Below are 15581 nucleotides of genomic sequence, written 5' to 3' on the forward strand. Positions count from 1 at the left end.
CTCACATCCGGAACACGCCGAAGCGCGTTGGCGAGATGGGGGCGTTGAGCGCGGCCGAGAGCGACAGCGCCAGCACGTCGCGCGACTTGCGCGGGTCGATCACGCCGTCGTCCCACAGCCTCGCCGAGGCGTAGAGCGGGTGCGACTGGCGCTCGAACATCTCGACGGTCGGACGCTTGAAGGCAGCCTCCTCCTCTTCGGTCCACCTCTCCCCCGCCTTCTCCATCGCCGTGCGCTTCACGGTGGCGAGCACGCCCGCCGCCTGCTCGCCGCCCATGACCGAGATGCGGCTGTTGGGCCAGGTCCACAGGAAGCGCGGCTGATAGGCGCGCCCGCACATGCCGTAATTGCCTGCCCCGAAGGAACCGCCGACCAGCATGGTGATCTTCGGGACCGAGGTCGTGGCGACGGCGGTGACGAGCTTCGCGCCGTCCTTGGCGATGCCCCCCGCCTCGTATTTCCGGCCGACCATGAAGCCGGTGATGTTTTGCAGGAACACCAGCGGGACACCCCGCTGCGAGCAGAGTTCGACGAAATGCGCGCCCTTCACGGCGCTTTCGGAAAAGAGCACGCCGTTGTTGGCGACGATACCCACGGGGATGCCGAAGACATGGGCGAAACCCGTCACCAGCGTCTCGCCGTAGCGCGGCTTGAACTCGTCGAAGCGCGAGCCGTCGACCAGCCGCGCGATCACCTCGCGGATGTCGTAGGTCGTCCTGAGGTCGGGCGGCACGATGCCCAGAATTTCGTCGGGGTCGTAGGCCGGCTCCTCCGGCGTCTCGAGCGCGACGTTGTGCGGCTTTTCGCGGTTGAGCGCCCTGACCGCCTGCCGGGCGAGCGCCAGCGCGTGGGCGTCGTCCTCGGCCAGGTAATCGGCCACGCCCGACAGCCGCGTGTGCACATCGCCGCCGCCCAGGTCCTCGGCCGACACGAGCTCGCCGGTGGCGGCCTTCACCAGGGGCGGACCGGCGAGGAAGATCGTGCCCTGTTCCTTCACGATGATGGTGACGTCCGACATCGCGGGAACGTACGCGCCGCCCGCCGTGCACGAGCCCATGACCGCGGCGATCTGGGGGATGTTCTTCGCCGACATCCGCGCCTGGTTGTAGAAGATGCGTCCGAAATGGTCGCGGTCGGGGAAGACCTCGTCCTGGTTGGGCAGGTTCGCGCCGCCCGAGTCGACGAGGTAGATGCACGGCAGGTGGTTCTCCTCCGCGATCTCCTGCGCGCGCAGGTGCTTCTTGACCGACATCGGGTAGTACGTGCCGCCTTTCACGGTGGCGTCGTTGCACACCACCATGACCTGCTGGCCGTGCACGCAGCCCACGCCCGCCACCACGCCCGCGCCCGGCGCGGCGTCGTCGTACATGCCATGAGCGGCGAGCGCGCCCACTTCGAGAAACGGCGAACCCGGGTCGAGCAGCCGTGCCACCCGTTCCCTCGGGAGGAGCTTGCCGCGCTCGACGTGGCGGCTGCGCGCCCTGTCGCCGCCGCCGTTCATGGCGCGGGCGGCGGCCTCCTCGATCCCGGCCAGCGCAGCGAGGTGTGCCTCGCGGTTGGCTTCGAACTGCGGCGCGCCGGTCACGACCTTCGAGCTCAGCCGAGTCCTCATGCCTGCGCCCCGACCAGTTCGCGCCCGATCAGCATACGCCGGATCTCGGACGTCCCCGCGCCGATCTCCATCAGCTTGGCGTCGCGGAAATAGCGCGAAACGGGGGTCTCGCTCATGAAGCCGGTTCCGCCCATGGCCTGCACCGCCTGGTGGGCGACGGTCATCGCTTCTTCGGAGGCATAGAGCACGCAGGCCGCCGCGTCCTGGCGCGTCACCCGCCCTCGGTCGCAGGCGCGCGCGACCTCGTAGACATAGGCGCGGGCCGAGTTCATCTTGGTGTACATGTCGGCGATCTTGCCCTGCATCAGCTGGAAACGCCCGATGCTTTCGCCGAACTGCCTGCGCTCGACCACGTAGGGCATCACCTCGTCCATGCAGGCGGCCATGAGGCCCAGCCCGATGCCCGAAAGCACCACGCGCTCGTAATCGAGGCCCGACATCAACACGCGGACGCCGCGCCCTTCCTCGCCCAGCACGTTCTGAACCGGCACCTCGACGTCCTCGAACACCAGCTCGGCCGTGTTCGACCCGCGCATGCCCAGCTTGTCGAAATGCGGCGAGGTGGAGAAGCCGGGCATGTCCTTCTCGACGATGAAGGCGGTGATGCCCCGGCTGCCGGCCTCGGGATCGGTCTTGGCATAGACCACCAGCGTGTCGGCGTCCGGCCCGTTGGTGATCCAGTACTTCGTGCCGTTGAGCACGTAGCGATCACCCCTTTTCTCGGCCCTGAGCTTCATCGACACGACGTCGGAGCCTGCCCCGGCCTCGGACATGGCGAGCGCGCCGATGCGTTCGCCCGAGACGAGCCCGGGCAGGTACTTTTCCTTCTGCGCGTCGCTGCCGTTGAGCCGGATCTGGTTGACGCAGAGGTTCGAGTGCGCGCCGTAGGACAGGCTGACCGAGGCCGAGGCGCGGGCGATCTCCTCGACCGCGACGACGTGGGCGAGGTATCCCATCTCCGCCCCGCCATACGCCTCGTCGACGGTGATGCCGAGCAGGCCGAGTTCGCCCATCTCGGGCCAGAGTTCGTTGGGAAAGGCGTTGGCGCGGTCGATCTCGGCCGCCATCGGCTTCAGCCGCTCCTGCGCCCAGCGGTGCACCGTCTCACGCAGGGCGTTCACCTCGTCCCCGAGGTCGAAGGTCATCGAGTTCGTGAACATGTCCGTCCTCCCGTCGGCGGTCTATTCGGCCGCCAGTGTCGTTTGCGGACGCTCGCCCGCGATCTCTTCCCGCAGGGTGGCTCGCCGCTTCATCGCCTCGGCGTGCGCCGCCTCCTTCACCGGGCCGAAGCCCCGAATCTCGGACGGCAGGTCCAGAAGCTGCCGGATGGCCGGAATCCGGTCAGGCCGCAGGTTGCGCTCGGCCAGGTCCATGTCCTCTTCGTAGCGCGCGATCAGCTCCCGCTCCAGCTTGCGGTCGGCGCTGTAGCCGAAGGGGTCGAGCGCGGTGCCCCTCAGCCCTTTCATCCGAGCCAGTACGCCGAGGAAAGGCAGCACCCACGCGCCCACCTCGCGTTTTCTCGGACGGCCGTCGGCGGCCTTGCCCGGCAGGAACGGCGGGGCGAGGTTGAGCGACACGCGCAGGTCGCCATCGAAGGTGCCTTGCAGCCCCTCGCGGAAGGCGGGGTCGCTGTAGAGCCGCGCGACCTCGTACTCGTCCTTGTAGGCCAGCACGCGGGCATAGTTGATCGCCTCCGCGCGCACGAGCTGCGGATCGTCGATCCCCTCCCGCGCCATTGCCCGTTCTAAACGCGCCAGCCGGTCGGCGTAGCGCCGCGCCAGCCGGTCGTTCTGGTAGGCAGCGAGGTGCGCCTTGCGGTGGGCGACGACCTCCTCCGTCGTCATCTCGGACAGGGGCTTCGGATGCTCCTTCGCCGTCACCAGCCGCGTCACCGCCTCGGGATCGTGCGCCAGCAGGCGGCCCCAGTCGAACGCGGCGAGGTTGAAGGGGATTGCCACGCCGTTGAGCTCGATCGCCTTCCGGATCGAGTCCCGCTCCAGCGGGACGAGCCCCTTCTGCCACGCGTAGCCCAGCATCATCATGTTCGCCCCGATCTCGTCACCGCAGATCGACAGGGCGAGCTCCGAGAAGTTCAGGAAATGCTCGCGGCTGCGGACGCTCTTGGCCACAATCCGCTCGACCGCTGGCTCGCGGAAGTCGAAGTCGCGCTGGCGGGTGAAGTCGGACACCGGCGTGATCTTGGTGTTGAACACCGCCTCCGTCCGCTCGGCGTCACAGAGCAGGATGCTTTCCTTGGACGCTGCCACGACCGAGTCGGCGGCCAGCAGCAGGTCTGCCCCGCCCGCCGCGATGCGCGGCGCGGCCACCGGCCGGTCGGGGCGCGAGATGCGCACGTGGCTCAGCACCGCGCCGCCCTTCTGCGCGAGCCCTGCCATGTCGAGGATCATCGGCACCTTGCCCTCGACATGCGCCGCCATCCCCAGAAGCGCGCCGATGGTCAGCACGCCCGTGCCGCCCACGCCGGTCACCGCCATGTTCCACGCGCGGTCGATTTCCGGCAGCGCGGGCTCGGGCAGGCCGCTCACCTCCGGGCCGTCCAATGCCGCGCCGCGCTTGAGGCGGCCGCCGCGCACGGTGACGAAGGACGGGCAGAAGCCCTTGAGGCAGGAATAGTCCTTGTTGCACATGGACTGGTTGATGCGGCGCTTGCGGCCCATCTCGGTCTCTTCGGGCTCGACGGCGATGCAGTTGGACTGCACCGAGCAGTCGCCGCAGCCCTCGCAGACCGCCGGGTTGATCCAGAGCCGCATGTCCGGATCCTCCATCTTCCCGCGCTTGCGGCGGCGGCGCTTCTCGGCGGCGCAGGTCTGCTCGTAGACGAGGATGGTGGTGCCGGGGACCTCGCGCAGCTCGCGCATGACGGTGTCGATCTCGTCGCGGTGGCGGATCTCGCTGCCTGGCGCGAGTTCGGCGGCGTCGTAGACGTCGGGGCGGTCGGACATCAGCACGATCCTGGCCACGCCCTCGTGGAACATCTGGTGCGTGATCTGCTGCGGCGTGAGGGTGCCGTCGATGGGCTGCCCACCGGTCATGGCGACAGCGTCATTGTAAAGGATCTTATAGGTGATGTTCGCGCCGGAGGCGACGGATTGCCGGATGGCCAGCTGGCCGGAATGGAAATACGTCCCGTCGCCGAGGTTCACGAAGCGGTGCTTCTCGTCCGTGAAACGGCCAATGGACGTCCAGGGCACGCCCTCGGCCCCCATGTGGGTGAAGGTCTCGGTGTTGCGGTCCATCCACTGCGCCATGAAGTGGCACCCGATCCCGGCCATGGCCTTCGAGCCTTCGGGAACGCGGGTCGAAGTATTGTGCGGGCAGCCCGCGCAGTAATGCGGCAGGCGGATCACCGGCGGGGCGTGGTCCTCGCCCCGGTGCTGCGCCGCCTCGATCCGGTTCAGGTGGTGGCGGATCTTCGCCGCCAGGTTCTCGGGCAGGTCGAGCCTGAGCACCCGGTCGGCGATGGCGCGGGCCACGCGCGAACTGGTCAGGCCCAGCGAGAACGGCAGGAACTGGCGGTCCTTGTCGTCGAACTTGCCGATGATGCGCGGCCGCACGTCGGCGCGCCAGTTGAAGAGCTGCTGCTTTATCTGGTTCTCGATGATCTCGCGCCGCTCTTCGAGGATCAGGACTTCTTCCAGTCCTTCCGAGAAGTGCCGCACGCCCTGCGGCTCCAGCGGCCAGGGCATCCGCACCTTGTAAAGGCGCAGGCCGATCGCCTCCCACTCCGGCCGGCGCAGGCCCAGCTCGGCCAGCGCCTGGCGCACTTCCTCGAACGCCTTGCCCGAGGCGACTATGCCGAAGCGGGCGTTCGGCGTGTTGATCTCGACCCGGTCGACGCCGTTGGCGCGGGCGAAGGCGATGGCGGCATAGCCCTTCTTCTCCTGAAGCCGGGTGTCCTGCACCCGCGGTGGGTCGGGCCAGCGTAGGTTCAGCCCGTCCGGCGGCAGCTCGAAATCCTCCGGCAGGACGAAGAGCCGCTCCTCCTGCGCAAGGTCGACCGAGGTCGTCGTCTCGACCGTTTCCGAGATCACCTTGAAGCCGACCCAGCAGCCGGAATAGCGCGACATCGCCACGCCCAGCAGCCCCAGTTCCAGGAACTCGTGCACCGACGACGGATAGAGCATCGGCATCAGCGCCGCCATGAAGGCATGATCCGACTGGTGCGGGATGGAGGAGGACTTGCAGGTATGGTCGTCGCCCGCGACGGCCAGCACGCCCCCGTGCCGCGCCGTCCCGGCGGCGTTGGCGTGCTTGAGCACGTCGCCCGACCGGTCGACGCCCGGGCCCTTGCCGTACCACATCCCCATCACGCCGTCCTTGCGTGCGCCGGTCGACAGGTGAAGCTGTTGGCTGCCCCAGACGGCGGTGGCGGCCAGATCCTCGTTCACCCCGGGCTGGAAGACGATGTCGTAGGGGTCGAGAAACTTTCTGGCCCTCACGAACTGCTGGTCCAGCCCTCCCAGCGGCGAGCCGCGATAGCCCGAGATGAAGGCGCCGGTGTTCAGCCCGGCCCCGCGGTCGCGGCGCATCTGCGTCATCGGCAGGCGGACGAGCGCCTGAGTGCCGGTCAGCAGCACGTGGCCGCCGACGGACGTGTACTTGTCGTCCAGCGTAATCTGCTTGGTCATGTCGGGCCTCCCTACCCACGACGCTTGCACGGGAGGCGCGAAACCCGGTCACCTTCACTGACCCTCCCCCTCAACATAGGGCGACAACGTTCCTGCGTGAGGGGGCGATGTGGGACGGTGTTGCTAGACAAGACGGCTGGGCCGATACTCCGTTCGACTCGCGGGGGAGAAGCGATGCAGATCGACGACGCGGACCGCCGGATCCTCCGCGTGATCCAGGAGGCGCCCGGCCTGACCATGCGCGAGCTGGGCGAGGCGACGGGGCTGAGCCACACCCCCTGCTGGCGCCGCCTGCAACGCCTGCAGGAGGCCGGCATCGTCAGCGACAAGCGCTACATCGTCGATCCCGAGGCGGTGGGCTACGAGATCGTGGTCTTCTGCTTCGTGCGCATCGCCGAGCACCGCCGCGCGCGGCTGCAGGAATTCGAGGCGGCGGTCGCCCGGGTGCCTGAGATCCTGCAATGCTATTCGCTAAGCGGCGAGCACGACTATGTCCTCCAGGTCATCGCCCGCAGCGTGCGCGCCTATGAGGCGACGGTGAAGAACGCTCTCACCGAGTTGCCCAACGTCCAATCGATTAGCACCAGCTTCACTTTGAAGCGGGTGAAGGCCTCGAACGTGGTCCCGGTTTAGCATCGGGATAGGTCTGGCAGATGGCCTGCCCCTTGGACCGGCCAGGCCAGTCACGCTCTGCCGCGTCGGCTCGAAGACGAGGCATCCGAACCATGCTCCTCGGGTAGAGAAATTCGGCAGGGGGCAACCACCATCCTCGACGTGGATCTGGGCGGGGAAAGCTCGCAGCCCGTGGCCGCCCGGCTGTCGGAGCGCGGTGCCCCTACGCCGGAGGGCGTGGCGCCATTCCTCAGGAGATTCTACAGAACCGCCGCCATCTCGTCGGCGCTGCACACGGTGCGTTTTGGCTGAGCCCGGCCTGCGAGCGCGATGGACAAGCGAGGTCAGGAACAGCGAAATGCTTTGCTTCACCGACGCACCGCCGACCAGAGCCCGCTCCGAAGAATTTTCCTGAGCGCGTTCTGAAGCCATGTTGCACGCAGCAGGTAGCATTAACCGAGGCAGTGGGCTGCGGCTTCGCTGGCGGCCGTCACTGCAAGCAGGTGGAGCGTAGCCGGGTAATAAGCCTGGTCGGCCGAGAAGGCGGGCAAAGTGTCGTCCGGGAGCGGACGCCCGGCGCACGTCACGAGCGCAGCGACAGCCGCGTAGCCCTGCGCATCGCTGCGTTCCGTCGTCCGTCCGCTTTCAACTTCCGCCCGCACCGGCACTCCCCCGGGACCGGGCGAGGTCAAAAGGCTCCGAACCCGCGAGACGGCCGGATGTGCAAAGCGGCCGGACCAGACGAGATACAGTGGGACGCGCAAGGCGTCGTATCCGTACCCGGCAGGCAGCCGGTCCGGTGCGCTAAGCCCGTCGGCGGTGACAACCACCCAGTCGGGAACGAGGCCGCGCCTCGCAATTCGTGCAAGCAGAGCCTCGCCGTCGTCCGCCACCTGCGCAAGCCGCGGAAGATCGAACGCCGCGGCGAGGGCGTGCAAGGCGAGCGGCATGTAGTAGGATGGGTTCACCGTCTCCGCCCCCGGTGCGGAGAAACGCTCTGCCGCCGGCCGGAGCAGCAGGCCACCGCCGGGCATTTCCCGGACCAGGATCATGTCGATGGCGCGGGCCACCTTCCCCGCTCGCTCGGCGTATCGGGGCTCGGCGAACTCGCGCGAGGCGCGCAGGAGCGCCCACGCGTAGAAGAGGTCGCCGTCGGAGGCGTTGTTGAAGTCGCGCACGCCCTCCCCGGGTCGCCAGCGCCAAGCCAGCAGCGGGTCCTGCCGGACGGCCAGGTGCTGCTCCGTCCAAGCGAACATCCGCGCGAAGGCGTCTGCATCGTTAAACGCAACGGTCAGCAGCATGCCCCACGCCTGCCCCTCGGAGTGGCTGGCGTTGTCCTGCAGCGCGTCGACCACGCGGCCCTCCGAGGACAGGAAAGCGTTCGTCCAATCCTGCCATGCGCCGCGCCAAGCGGATGTTTCTCCGCCTGCAAGACCGGGCGCGGCGGCCACGGCTGCACTCGACGTCATCATCCCGAGGAGCGTCCTGCGTTTCATACCGCCGTTACCTCCCCACCTGAGGCGTTCGTAGCCGAGCCCGACGAGACACGGTTCCCGCGCGCCCGGAATGCAGGGGAGGCACAAGTCGGCTCCGCCCGCGCGCCTGTCATGCTGCCCGGTGCGCTGATCATCGTGCTCGATGGAACAGTATCCCTGCGCATTCGCGCCTGCCCGAGCAACTTGAGCACAGATGGGTTGCATGTCGCCACAGGCTTCAGGCCCGTTCGGCCGAGATTCATGTCACGGAGCTTCGCCACGCCGTGTCTGCAGCCTCTTCCTGCGGCGGCACCGAAACACTGCGTCATGCGGATCGATCAAAGGTCAGGCGACGGGCAAGGTCCGCGAATATGGCCGACGGGCTGGTGCCGACGACGCCCGGCGCGCCCCCCTCGGTATAGAACCGCCGCAGGAGGGCCTGGTTCGTCGCCTCGTCGGGCACCAAGAGCAGGCGGGCGCCGTCGGAGCTGGCGGTCATCACCGTGGCCTCGATGTCGCCGACCGACGGAATGCGCAGGATGCCGCGCGTGCCGCCGGGCCAAGTCCTGCCGCGGATGCGGGCGGTGTCGCGGGCGAGCGACGCGATCCAGATGCGGCGCGGCACATCACCTTCGGCGGCGAAGATCGCCCTCTCCGGCCGGTCGGCGACGTGCCGCTCGCGCCTCGGCAGCTCGACGCAGGCGACAAGGATCAGCGACAGCACGAACAGGTTATAGATGGTCCAGAAGAGGACCACCGCCTTGCCGTCCCCGGCGTCGTAGAAGGCGAAGCGGTCCGAGACGACGCCGAGCAGCAGCGCCACGACCGTGAGCACGGTAAGGACGAGATAGGGCGCCATGAGCCGCCACTGAATCTGCAGCCGGCTGCGATCTCCGCCCTTCGCTGTAACGCTGAACGGGTGGCCCCTGGGCTTAAGGATTCCGGTCACGGCGGCACGGCTGATCTGGATCGCGCCCAAGTGCTGGCTCACGTCCTTGAGCATCGGCACCAGCATGCCCGGCGACAACAGGTTGAAGGCCACCATCGTCCACAGGAAGTAGACGCCGAAATAGCTCAGCACGTCCGGCACCTCGGCATCCACAACGGTGATGTTGAAGTACCAGTAGAGCAGCGGGTAGACAAAGGCGGCCAGACGAAACGGGTACGTGGTCAGCCAGAAAAAGGCGGAGTCGACCACGCTCCACCGGTCGCGCAGGCGCAGTCCGTTCCTGGCCAACGGTCCGAGTCGGCCTCGTGCGATCTGCATCAGGCCCAGGCACCAGCGCGCCCGCTGCGTGATGTACTCTTTCAGCCCTTCGGGGGCGAGCCCCTCGGTCAGCGGCTCGTTGAGGTAATGCGTTTCCCAACCCCGCTCCTGAAGTGCCAGTGTCAGCAGGAAATCCTCGGTCACGCTGTCGGTCGGAAGTCCGCCGACCTCGGACACCGCTTGCCACCGCGCCACCGACGAGGTGCCGCAGCAGATCGCCATCCCCCAGCCGTCGCGCGCGGGCTGCATGTGGTCAAAGAAGAACCGCTGCTCGTCCGGATACGATCGGCTGAGCCCGAGATTGTGCTGGATGGGGTCGGCGTTGAAGAAGTGCTGCGGTGTCTGGACGAGACCCGCCTTCGGATCATGGAACAGCGCGAGCGTCCTGCGCAGGAAGTTGCGGTGAGGCACGAAGTCCGCGTCGAGCACCGCAAAGAATTCCGGCGCACCCTCGTCCTCGAGCAACTCCAGCCCGTGGTTGATGTTGCCGGCCTTCGCGCCCTTGTTGTCCGGCCGCGTTACGTAGCGAGCCCCACGCGCAGCACAGAAATCCCGCAGCCAATCACGCCGCCCGTCGTCCAGCACGAAGACCTCGAACTCCGGCCAGTCGAGCGCCAGCGCCCCGACGATGGAGCGCTCCAGTATCTCGCGGTCCTCGTTGTAGGTCGCGATGAGGACGGCGGCGCGCGGAGCCGGGTCCGGAGACCACCACTCGGCGTTGTCATCCGCTTCTTCTTTCCGCTCGCGGATGCGTGACATCAGCAGGCTCCCACTGATCGAGCTGGCGAGCGCGCCAAGCTCGAGCGCGAAGAGCGACCAGCTCGCCAGACAGTCAATCGTGAAACCGAACGGCGCGAGTGTCTCGCTCCCCCGCCACCAGGCATAGCGCAGGGCCAGCAGGACACTCACCATCATCAGCACAGCGCGGTGACGGTTGTCGAGACGGTCCACCACCGCTGGCATCACCAGCGCGAGCCCGAGCACCAGCAGCATCTGGAGGGCGGCCGACTGCGTCTCGCTCAGCCAGACGATCTGCGGCATCAGAAGAGAGCCCGGAGCCAGTCCAGCGGCCGCCGCTCGAAGAAGGCCCGGCCGGTCCGCCCGACCGGGCATTGCAGGTCCGGGTCCGCGCGCAGGCCCGGGACCAACAGGGCCACGTCGTATCGTTCCAGATGTTGCCGGCTGGGCGCGACGGCGAGGTTGCGATAGACCGTCGCCGCACCGGAGCCGGCAAGCCGGGTGACGGTGCCCGGGTAGACCTCGCCGCTGCCCGCCAGCCGGAACTCTGCCGCATCCCCGATGCGCAGGCGGTTGTAGACGGTTTCGGTCACCGAAAGCGTCACGACGAGCGAGCCGCAATCTACAAGCCGCAATACCGGCTCCCCGCGCTGAAGCCGCTCTCCGTCGGCGGCGAGGACGTCCCAAACCTGGCCGTCGACGGTGGAGCGGATCTCCGCGGCCGCGAGCCTGTTGACCGCGACCTGCTCGGCCTCCACCCGCGCACCCAGGGCCGCGACACGGGACTGCGCCGCCCGAAGATCGGCCTGCAGTTCCGCAAGAAGGGTTTCAAGCTCCACGAGCCGCTGCTGCGAGTTGGGCGCATCGTTGTAGCCGTCGCCGATGAAGACCCCGGCGCGCGCGGCGGCAAGCGCGTTTTCGAGCACGTCGACCTCCTCGCGCGCACGGCTCTGCTCAAGTGAAGACGGATCGCCCGCCAGCGTCTCCTCCGGTTCCGCGCGCTCGTCGTTCACGCCGAGCAGGCGAAGACGATCCCTGGCGTGCGACAGCCGCAGTTCCAGCTCGGCGATCTGACGCTCGGCGAAGCGGTCGCCGCGCCGCTCCAGCACGGCCATGGTTCCGCGCGTGTCCGCGACCAGCGCTTCCAGCCGCGCCACCTCCGCGAAGGCGAAATTGCGTTCCATCTGGAGGTCATCCAGCCGGACGGCATCGGCGAGCGGATCGACGACCGTCGCGAGGACTTCGCCTTCGCTGGTGGCCGCGCCAAGCGCACGGTCCGGCATCTCGACCTCCCCGGCGATTGGCGTGCGGAGGGTGGACAATCTCGCATTGACGACTGCGTTGGCGCTTGCGCCGGCCATCTGCTCGCCGACGATGATCCAGAGTGCGACGGCGACGATCAAGGCACCGATCACAAGTCTCGTAATCCGCATGTCTCTTCCTCAAGATCTGGCGAATTGGGGTACGGCGGCGGGCGGCCTGCGACAGCGCAGCGCCGCTGGGCTCAGGACCCGGCCAGCGAGAGCCGGGCAAGAGCCGACGAGATGGCCGCGCCCTCCCGGCTGCTACTCACTTCCCGCGGGTACGTTTCCTGCCCAGCGATGAGCGCTTCCGCATCCTTCGCCAGCGTCGAAAGCGGCCGGATGAAGTGGGCGACGAACAGGTACGTTCCGATTAGAAGAAGCGACCCGAAGGCGAAGAGCACGCCGCCCGCGGCCCGCGATAGGGCGAAATATCCTGCCCCTGCGATGTCGGCGGGCACCATCGCCACAATCCGCCAGTCCAGGGCGTTGAATGGCGCCTGGGCCAGCTTCTCGGGAACCGCGATCAGAACGGGGTCGGACGGCCCCTCGTCCAGCAGGTAGACGCCCGCACCCCGGCTGGTGACGGTGGCACGCGCGACGGAGTCATAGGCCGTTCGGCCGAGGGACATCGCCTCGAAGACGGCGTCGCCCGCGCTGTCGACAACGACGACATCCATGCGCAGTGCCTCGGCGCCCTCCTCAAGATACCGGGCCATCCAGTTCGCTTCCAGGCGGTACGACAGCACGCCGTTCACACGGCCGCCCGCGGTCTCGATCGGAACCGCCATGTTCAGGTAGCGCAGCCGTTCGGCCGCGCTCGCGCCCTCTTCCTCGCCGACATAGCCGGCCGCGAGACCGCGGCGGAACCACGGCTGCCCGCCGACATCGCGCCCGACGCGCGCGGGATCAGAACTCGCAACGACATCGCCCGACGCAGCGATGACCGACACGCTGTCGATCTGAACCATCGAGTTGGCCAGAGCCCTCAGGCGGCCTTGCGCGGATGCGGCATCGGCCACCGAGACCGTTGAGGCGACGGCCTGGATACTGTGCCATTCCCGCTCGAGAGCCTTTTCGAAGTTCAGTCCGAGCGCGCTGCTCCGATCCGCGACCGAGGCCGTCTGCACCGCAACCTCGAGTCCGGCCAGCCGTTCCTCGATCATGAACGAAAAGGTAGCCCATCCCAAGGCCGCGAACAGTGTGACGAAGGCGAAGGTCGCCGCGACGACGCTGGGGAGCCTTCTGCTCCTGCGTGGCATTCTGTCTGCTCCATGTATTTTGAGTCGAATGCCGCATCTCAGGGATTCGTGGCAGCACTGTGGCGTCCGGCCTGCCGCCGTTCGCTCATAACCTTTTGTTTACTGTCCTGAGCCCGCGAGCATCCGGTTTTGGAGGTTTCGTTCAGGTGGACCGGCCGTTGCCCTGTCGGTCGAAGCCATGGTCACGCCTTCGACGTGCAGAGCAACGAACACCTCGTCGGGGACTCAGAAGCATACGCCCCGAAAAGAAGCTGTGCAGACGGCTCCGCTGCCGCGCCATGGCGTAAGACAAGCCGGATCAGGTCGTCCAGGTCGAACCTAAGCGCCGCTCGCCACAGCGGTGCTTTGTCCCTGATCCTCTCGCCACCCTTGGCTAACGCGACCTCGGTGCGCGAGGGGCCTGCCAGCCACGCCAGACGCTGACGATGCGGAAGGCGGCCGCAGCGGCCACGCCGGCCGCGGCAGTCCACCCCTCGTTGAGGTCCAGAGCGGCCCCGAGCACGACGACGAGCGCGCCGAGCAGGGCGGCGAGAGCATAAACCTCTTCTCGCAGAACGCGCGGGACTTCGGCCACGAGGACATCGCGCACCGTCCCGCCGCCGACAGCCGTCAGGATCCCGAGGACGACTGCCGGGAGCGGGTCGAGGCCGAAAGACAGGGCCTTGCCACATCCGCTGACGGCGAAGAGGCCGAGACCGATCGCATCGAGTATCATGACCGGCTTGTTGAGGCGCGCGATCAGCCGGTGCCCGAAGAACGCGCAGAGGGCCGAGCCGAGTGCGGCGACGAGGTAGCAGCCGTCGGCGAAGGCGGCGGGAGGTGTGGCGCCCAGGGCGATGTCGCGCAGCATGCCGCCTGCCAGGGCGGCGGCGACGGCCAGGACCGTGATGCCGAAGACGTCCAACTCCCGACGGACCGCCAGCATGCCGCCGCTGAGGCCGAAGACGAACGTGCCGAGGAGGTCGAGCCAGAGCCCGAGGGGCAGGACCTGCATGTCTATCGCTCCTCCGGGTCCGGTGCCTCGAACGCCAGCGACTTCGCCATCAGCGCGTTCACCGCCGCGCGTTCCTCCGGATCGAGGTTGGCGAGGATGTCGTCCTGGAGGTCACGGACGACGGGGCGCAGCGCCGCGACCACGCGCTCGCCCTCGCGCGTCAGGCGGACGAGGCGGGCGCGGCGGTCTTGGCGGTTCACCTCGCGGCGGACGAGGCCGCGCTTTTCCAGGCGCTCGATGACGCCCCCGATGGTCGCGCGGTCATAGCCGATCAGCGCCGCCACCCGCGCCTGGTCGATGCCGGGGCGGGCGTCGAGCGTGTCCATCGCGGCGAACTGCACCGGCGTCAGGTCGTGGCCGGCGGCCTTCACGCGCTCGACGAACACGCTGTTCGAGCGCTGGTGAAGCCGCCGGATCAGGTGCCCGGCCATCGTGTGAATGTCGAGAGACACGCTGCGCCCGCTCCGGATATCTGCGTCCGGCGGCAGGCGTACAGCAGTCGACTGTACGTGTGCAAACTATTTCCTTGCCACTTGGTGTGTACGCATACTACATGCGCCACGCGAGAGAGGCTTGGGAGGAGAGCATGCAGTTCCACCTGAACGGGTTCCGGCCCGGCGACCCGGAGACCGCTCCGGCGGCGAAACCCGAAGCTTCCGCCGGCGAAGTCGACGTGCTGATCGTGGGCTGCGGGCCGGCCGGCCTGACGCTTGCCGCGCAGCTTTCGCAGTTTCCCGGCATCGCGACGCGCATCGTCGAGCGCAAGCCGGGCCCGATGGAGAAGGGGCAGGCCGACGGCGTCTCGTGCCGGTCGATGGAGATGTTCGAGGCGTTCGGCTTCGCCCACCGCGTCATGCGCGAGGCGTACTGGGTGAACGAGACGGTGTTCTGGACGCCCGACCGCACGGACCGGGCGCGGATCGCGCGGGCGGGGCGGGTGCAGGACGTCGAGGACGGGCTGTCCGAGATGCCGCACGTCATCCTGAACCAGGGCCGTATCCACGACATGTACCTCGACGTGATGCGCAAGTCGCCCACGCGGCTCGAGCCGGAGTACGGGATCGAGGTCGCGGATCTGTCGGTGGACCAGACGGGCGAGGCGAGCCATCCGGTGACGGTGACCCTGAAACGGGACACCGGCGGGACCGAGACGCTGCGCGCTCGCTATGTCGTCGGATGCGACGGCGCGCGCAGCACAGTCCGGCGCGCCATCGCCCGCGAACTGCACGGTGACTCGGCCAACCAGGTCTGGGGCGTGATGGACGTGCTGGCCGTGACCGATTTCCCCGACATCCGCTTCAAGGGCGTGATCCAGTCCGACAGCGACGGCACGATCGTGCTCATCCCGCGCGAGGGCGGATACCTCGTCCGGCTGTATGTCGAGCAGGGCAAGCTCGAATCTGGCGAGCGGGTGGCGGACCGCGACATCACGGTCGAGCAACTCATCGCAAAGGCGCAGCGGGTGTTCCACCCGTTCTCCTTCGAGGTGAAGGACGTGGTCTGGTGGTCGGCCTACCAGATCGGGCAGCGGCTGACCGACAGGTTCGACGACCTCTCCGGAGGGGCCACAGGCCGGCATCCGGCGGTGTTCATCGCCGGCGACGCCTGCCACACGCACAGCCCGAAGGCGGGGCAGGGGATGAACGTGTCGATGGGCGACGCCTTCAACCT

General features: G+C 68.0%; 11 protein-coding genes. 2 read left to right on the forward strand and 9 right to left on the reverse strand.

Going from position 1 to position 15581, the window contains the following annotated elements; translation table 11 throughout:
• Nucleotide 1: 1 nt before the first annotated feature.
• Genes BM162_RS19230 through BM162_RS19240 form a run of 3 tightly spaced genes read right to left on the reverse strand, consistent with a single transcriptional unit; the run spans nucleotide 2 to nucleotide 6261 of the window.
• On the reverse strand, nucleotides 2–1612 hold the full coding sequence (locus BM162_RS19230) for a carboxyl transferase domain-containing protein (RefSeq protein WP_093425198.1): 1611 nt from the start codon (nucleotides 1610–1612) through the stop codon (nucleotides 2–4).
• Nucleotides 1609–2772, reverse strand: a complete 1164-nt coding sequence (locus BM162_RS19235; RefSeq protein WP_093425199.1) for an isovaleryl-CoA dehydrogenase — start codon at nucleotides 2770–2772, stop codon at nucleotides 1609–1611. Before BM162_RS19235 ends, BM162_RS19230 begins: the two co-directional genes overlap by 4 nt.
• Before the next feature lie 21 nt (nucleotides 2773–2793).
• The gene (locus BM162_RS19240) at nucleotides 2794–6261 is read right to left on the reverse strand and encodes an indolepyruvate ferredoxin oxidoreductase family protein (protein ID WP_093425201.1); all 3468 of its coding nucleotides are present in this window, start codon (nucleotides 6259–6261) and stop codon (nucleotides 2794–2796) included.
• A 174-nt stretch (nucleotides 6262–6435) separates the two neighbouring features.
• On the opposite strand from BM162_RS19240, the gene BM162_RS19245 reads away from it, so the two are divergent.
• A complete protein-coding gene (locus BM162_RS19245) occupies nucleotides 6436–6894 on the forward strand; it encodes an Lrp/AsnC family transcriptional regulator (RefSeq protein WP_093425202.1) in 459 nt (152 codons plus the stop codon).
• Between the two features lie 431 nt (nucleotides 6895–7325).
• Here the strand turns inward: BM162_RS19245 and BM162_RS19250 are convergent, their stop codons facing one another.
• The 6 genes from BM162_RS19250 to BM162_RS19275 all read right to left on the reverse strand — a co-directional run bounded on the left by BM162_RS19250 (nucleotide 7326) and on the right by BM162_RS19275 (nucleotide 14362).
• Nucleotides 7326–8369, reverse strand: coding sequence for a family 8 glycosyl hydrolase (locus BM162_RS19250; RefSeq protein ID WP_177215267.1), 1044 nt, complete (start codon nucleotides 8367–8369; stop codon nucleotides 7326–7328).
• A gap of 304 nt (nucleotides 8370–8673) precedes the next feature.
• The gene (locus BM162_RS19255) at nucleotides 8674–10656 is read right to left on the reverse strand and encodes a glycosyltransferase (RefSeq protein ID WP_093425213.1); all 1983 of its coding nucleotides are present in this window, start codon (nucleotides 10654–10656) and stop codon (nucleotides 8674–8676) included.
• Nucleotides 10656–11756 carry an HlyD family secretion protein gene (locus tag BM162_RS19260; RefSeq protein WP_245759343.1) on the reverse strand — a complete coding sequence of 367 codons (1101 nt, stop codon included), beginning with the start codon at nucleotides 11754–11756 and terminating at the stop codon, nucleotides 10656–10658. Before BM162_RS19260 ends, BM162_RS19255 begins: the two co-directional genes overlap by 1 nt.
• Nucleotides 11757–11857: 101 nt before the next feature.
• Nucleotides 11858–12916 (reverse strand): cache domain-containing protein, encoded by a 1059-nt coding sequence (locus BM162_RS19265; protein ID WP_093425207.1) that lies wholly within the window; start codon nucleotides 12914–12916, stop codon nucleotides 11858–11860.
• 373 nt (nucleotides 12917–13289) lie between these two features.
• Entirely contained in the window at nucleotides 13290–13910 is a 621-nt protein-coding gene (locus BM162_RS19270; protein ID WP_093425208.1) for a trimeric intracellular cation channel family protein, read from the reverse strand.
• 2 nt (nucleotides 13911–13912) lie between these two features.
• A complete protein-coding gene (locus BM162_RS19275; protein WP_245759344.1) occupies nucleotides 13913–14362 on the reverse strand; it encodes a MarR family winged helix-turn-helix transcriptional regulator in 450 nt (149 codons plus the stop codon).
• A 134-nt stretch (nucleotides 14363–14496) separates the two neighbouring features.
• On the opposite strand from BM162_RS19275, the gene BM162_RS19280 reads away from it, so the two are divergent.
• Nucleotides 14497–15581, forward strand: a 1085-nt coding sequence (locus tag BM162_RS19280; RefSeq protein WP_177215268.1) for an FAD-dependent monooxygenase, incomplete at its 3' end; no start/stop codon positions are given.

The sequence above is a fragment of the Tranquillimonas alkanivorans genome (assembly GCF_900115595.1).
Taxonomy (GTDB): domain Bacteria; phylum Pseudomonadota; class Alphaproteobacteria; order Rhodobacterales; family Rhodobacteraceae; genus Tranquillimonas; species Tranquillimonas alkanivorans.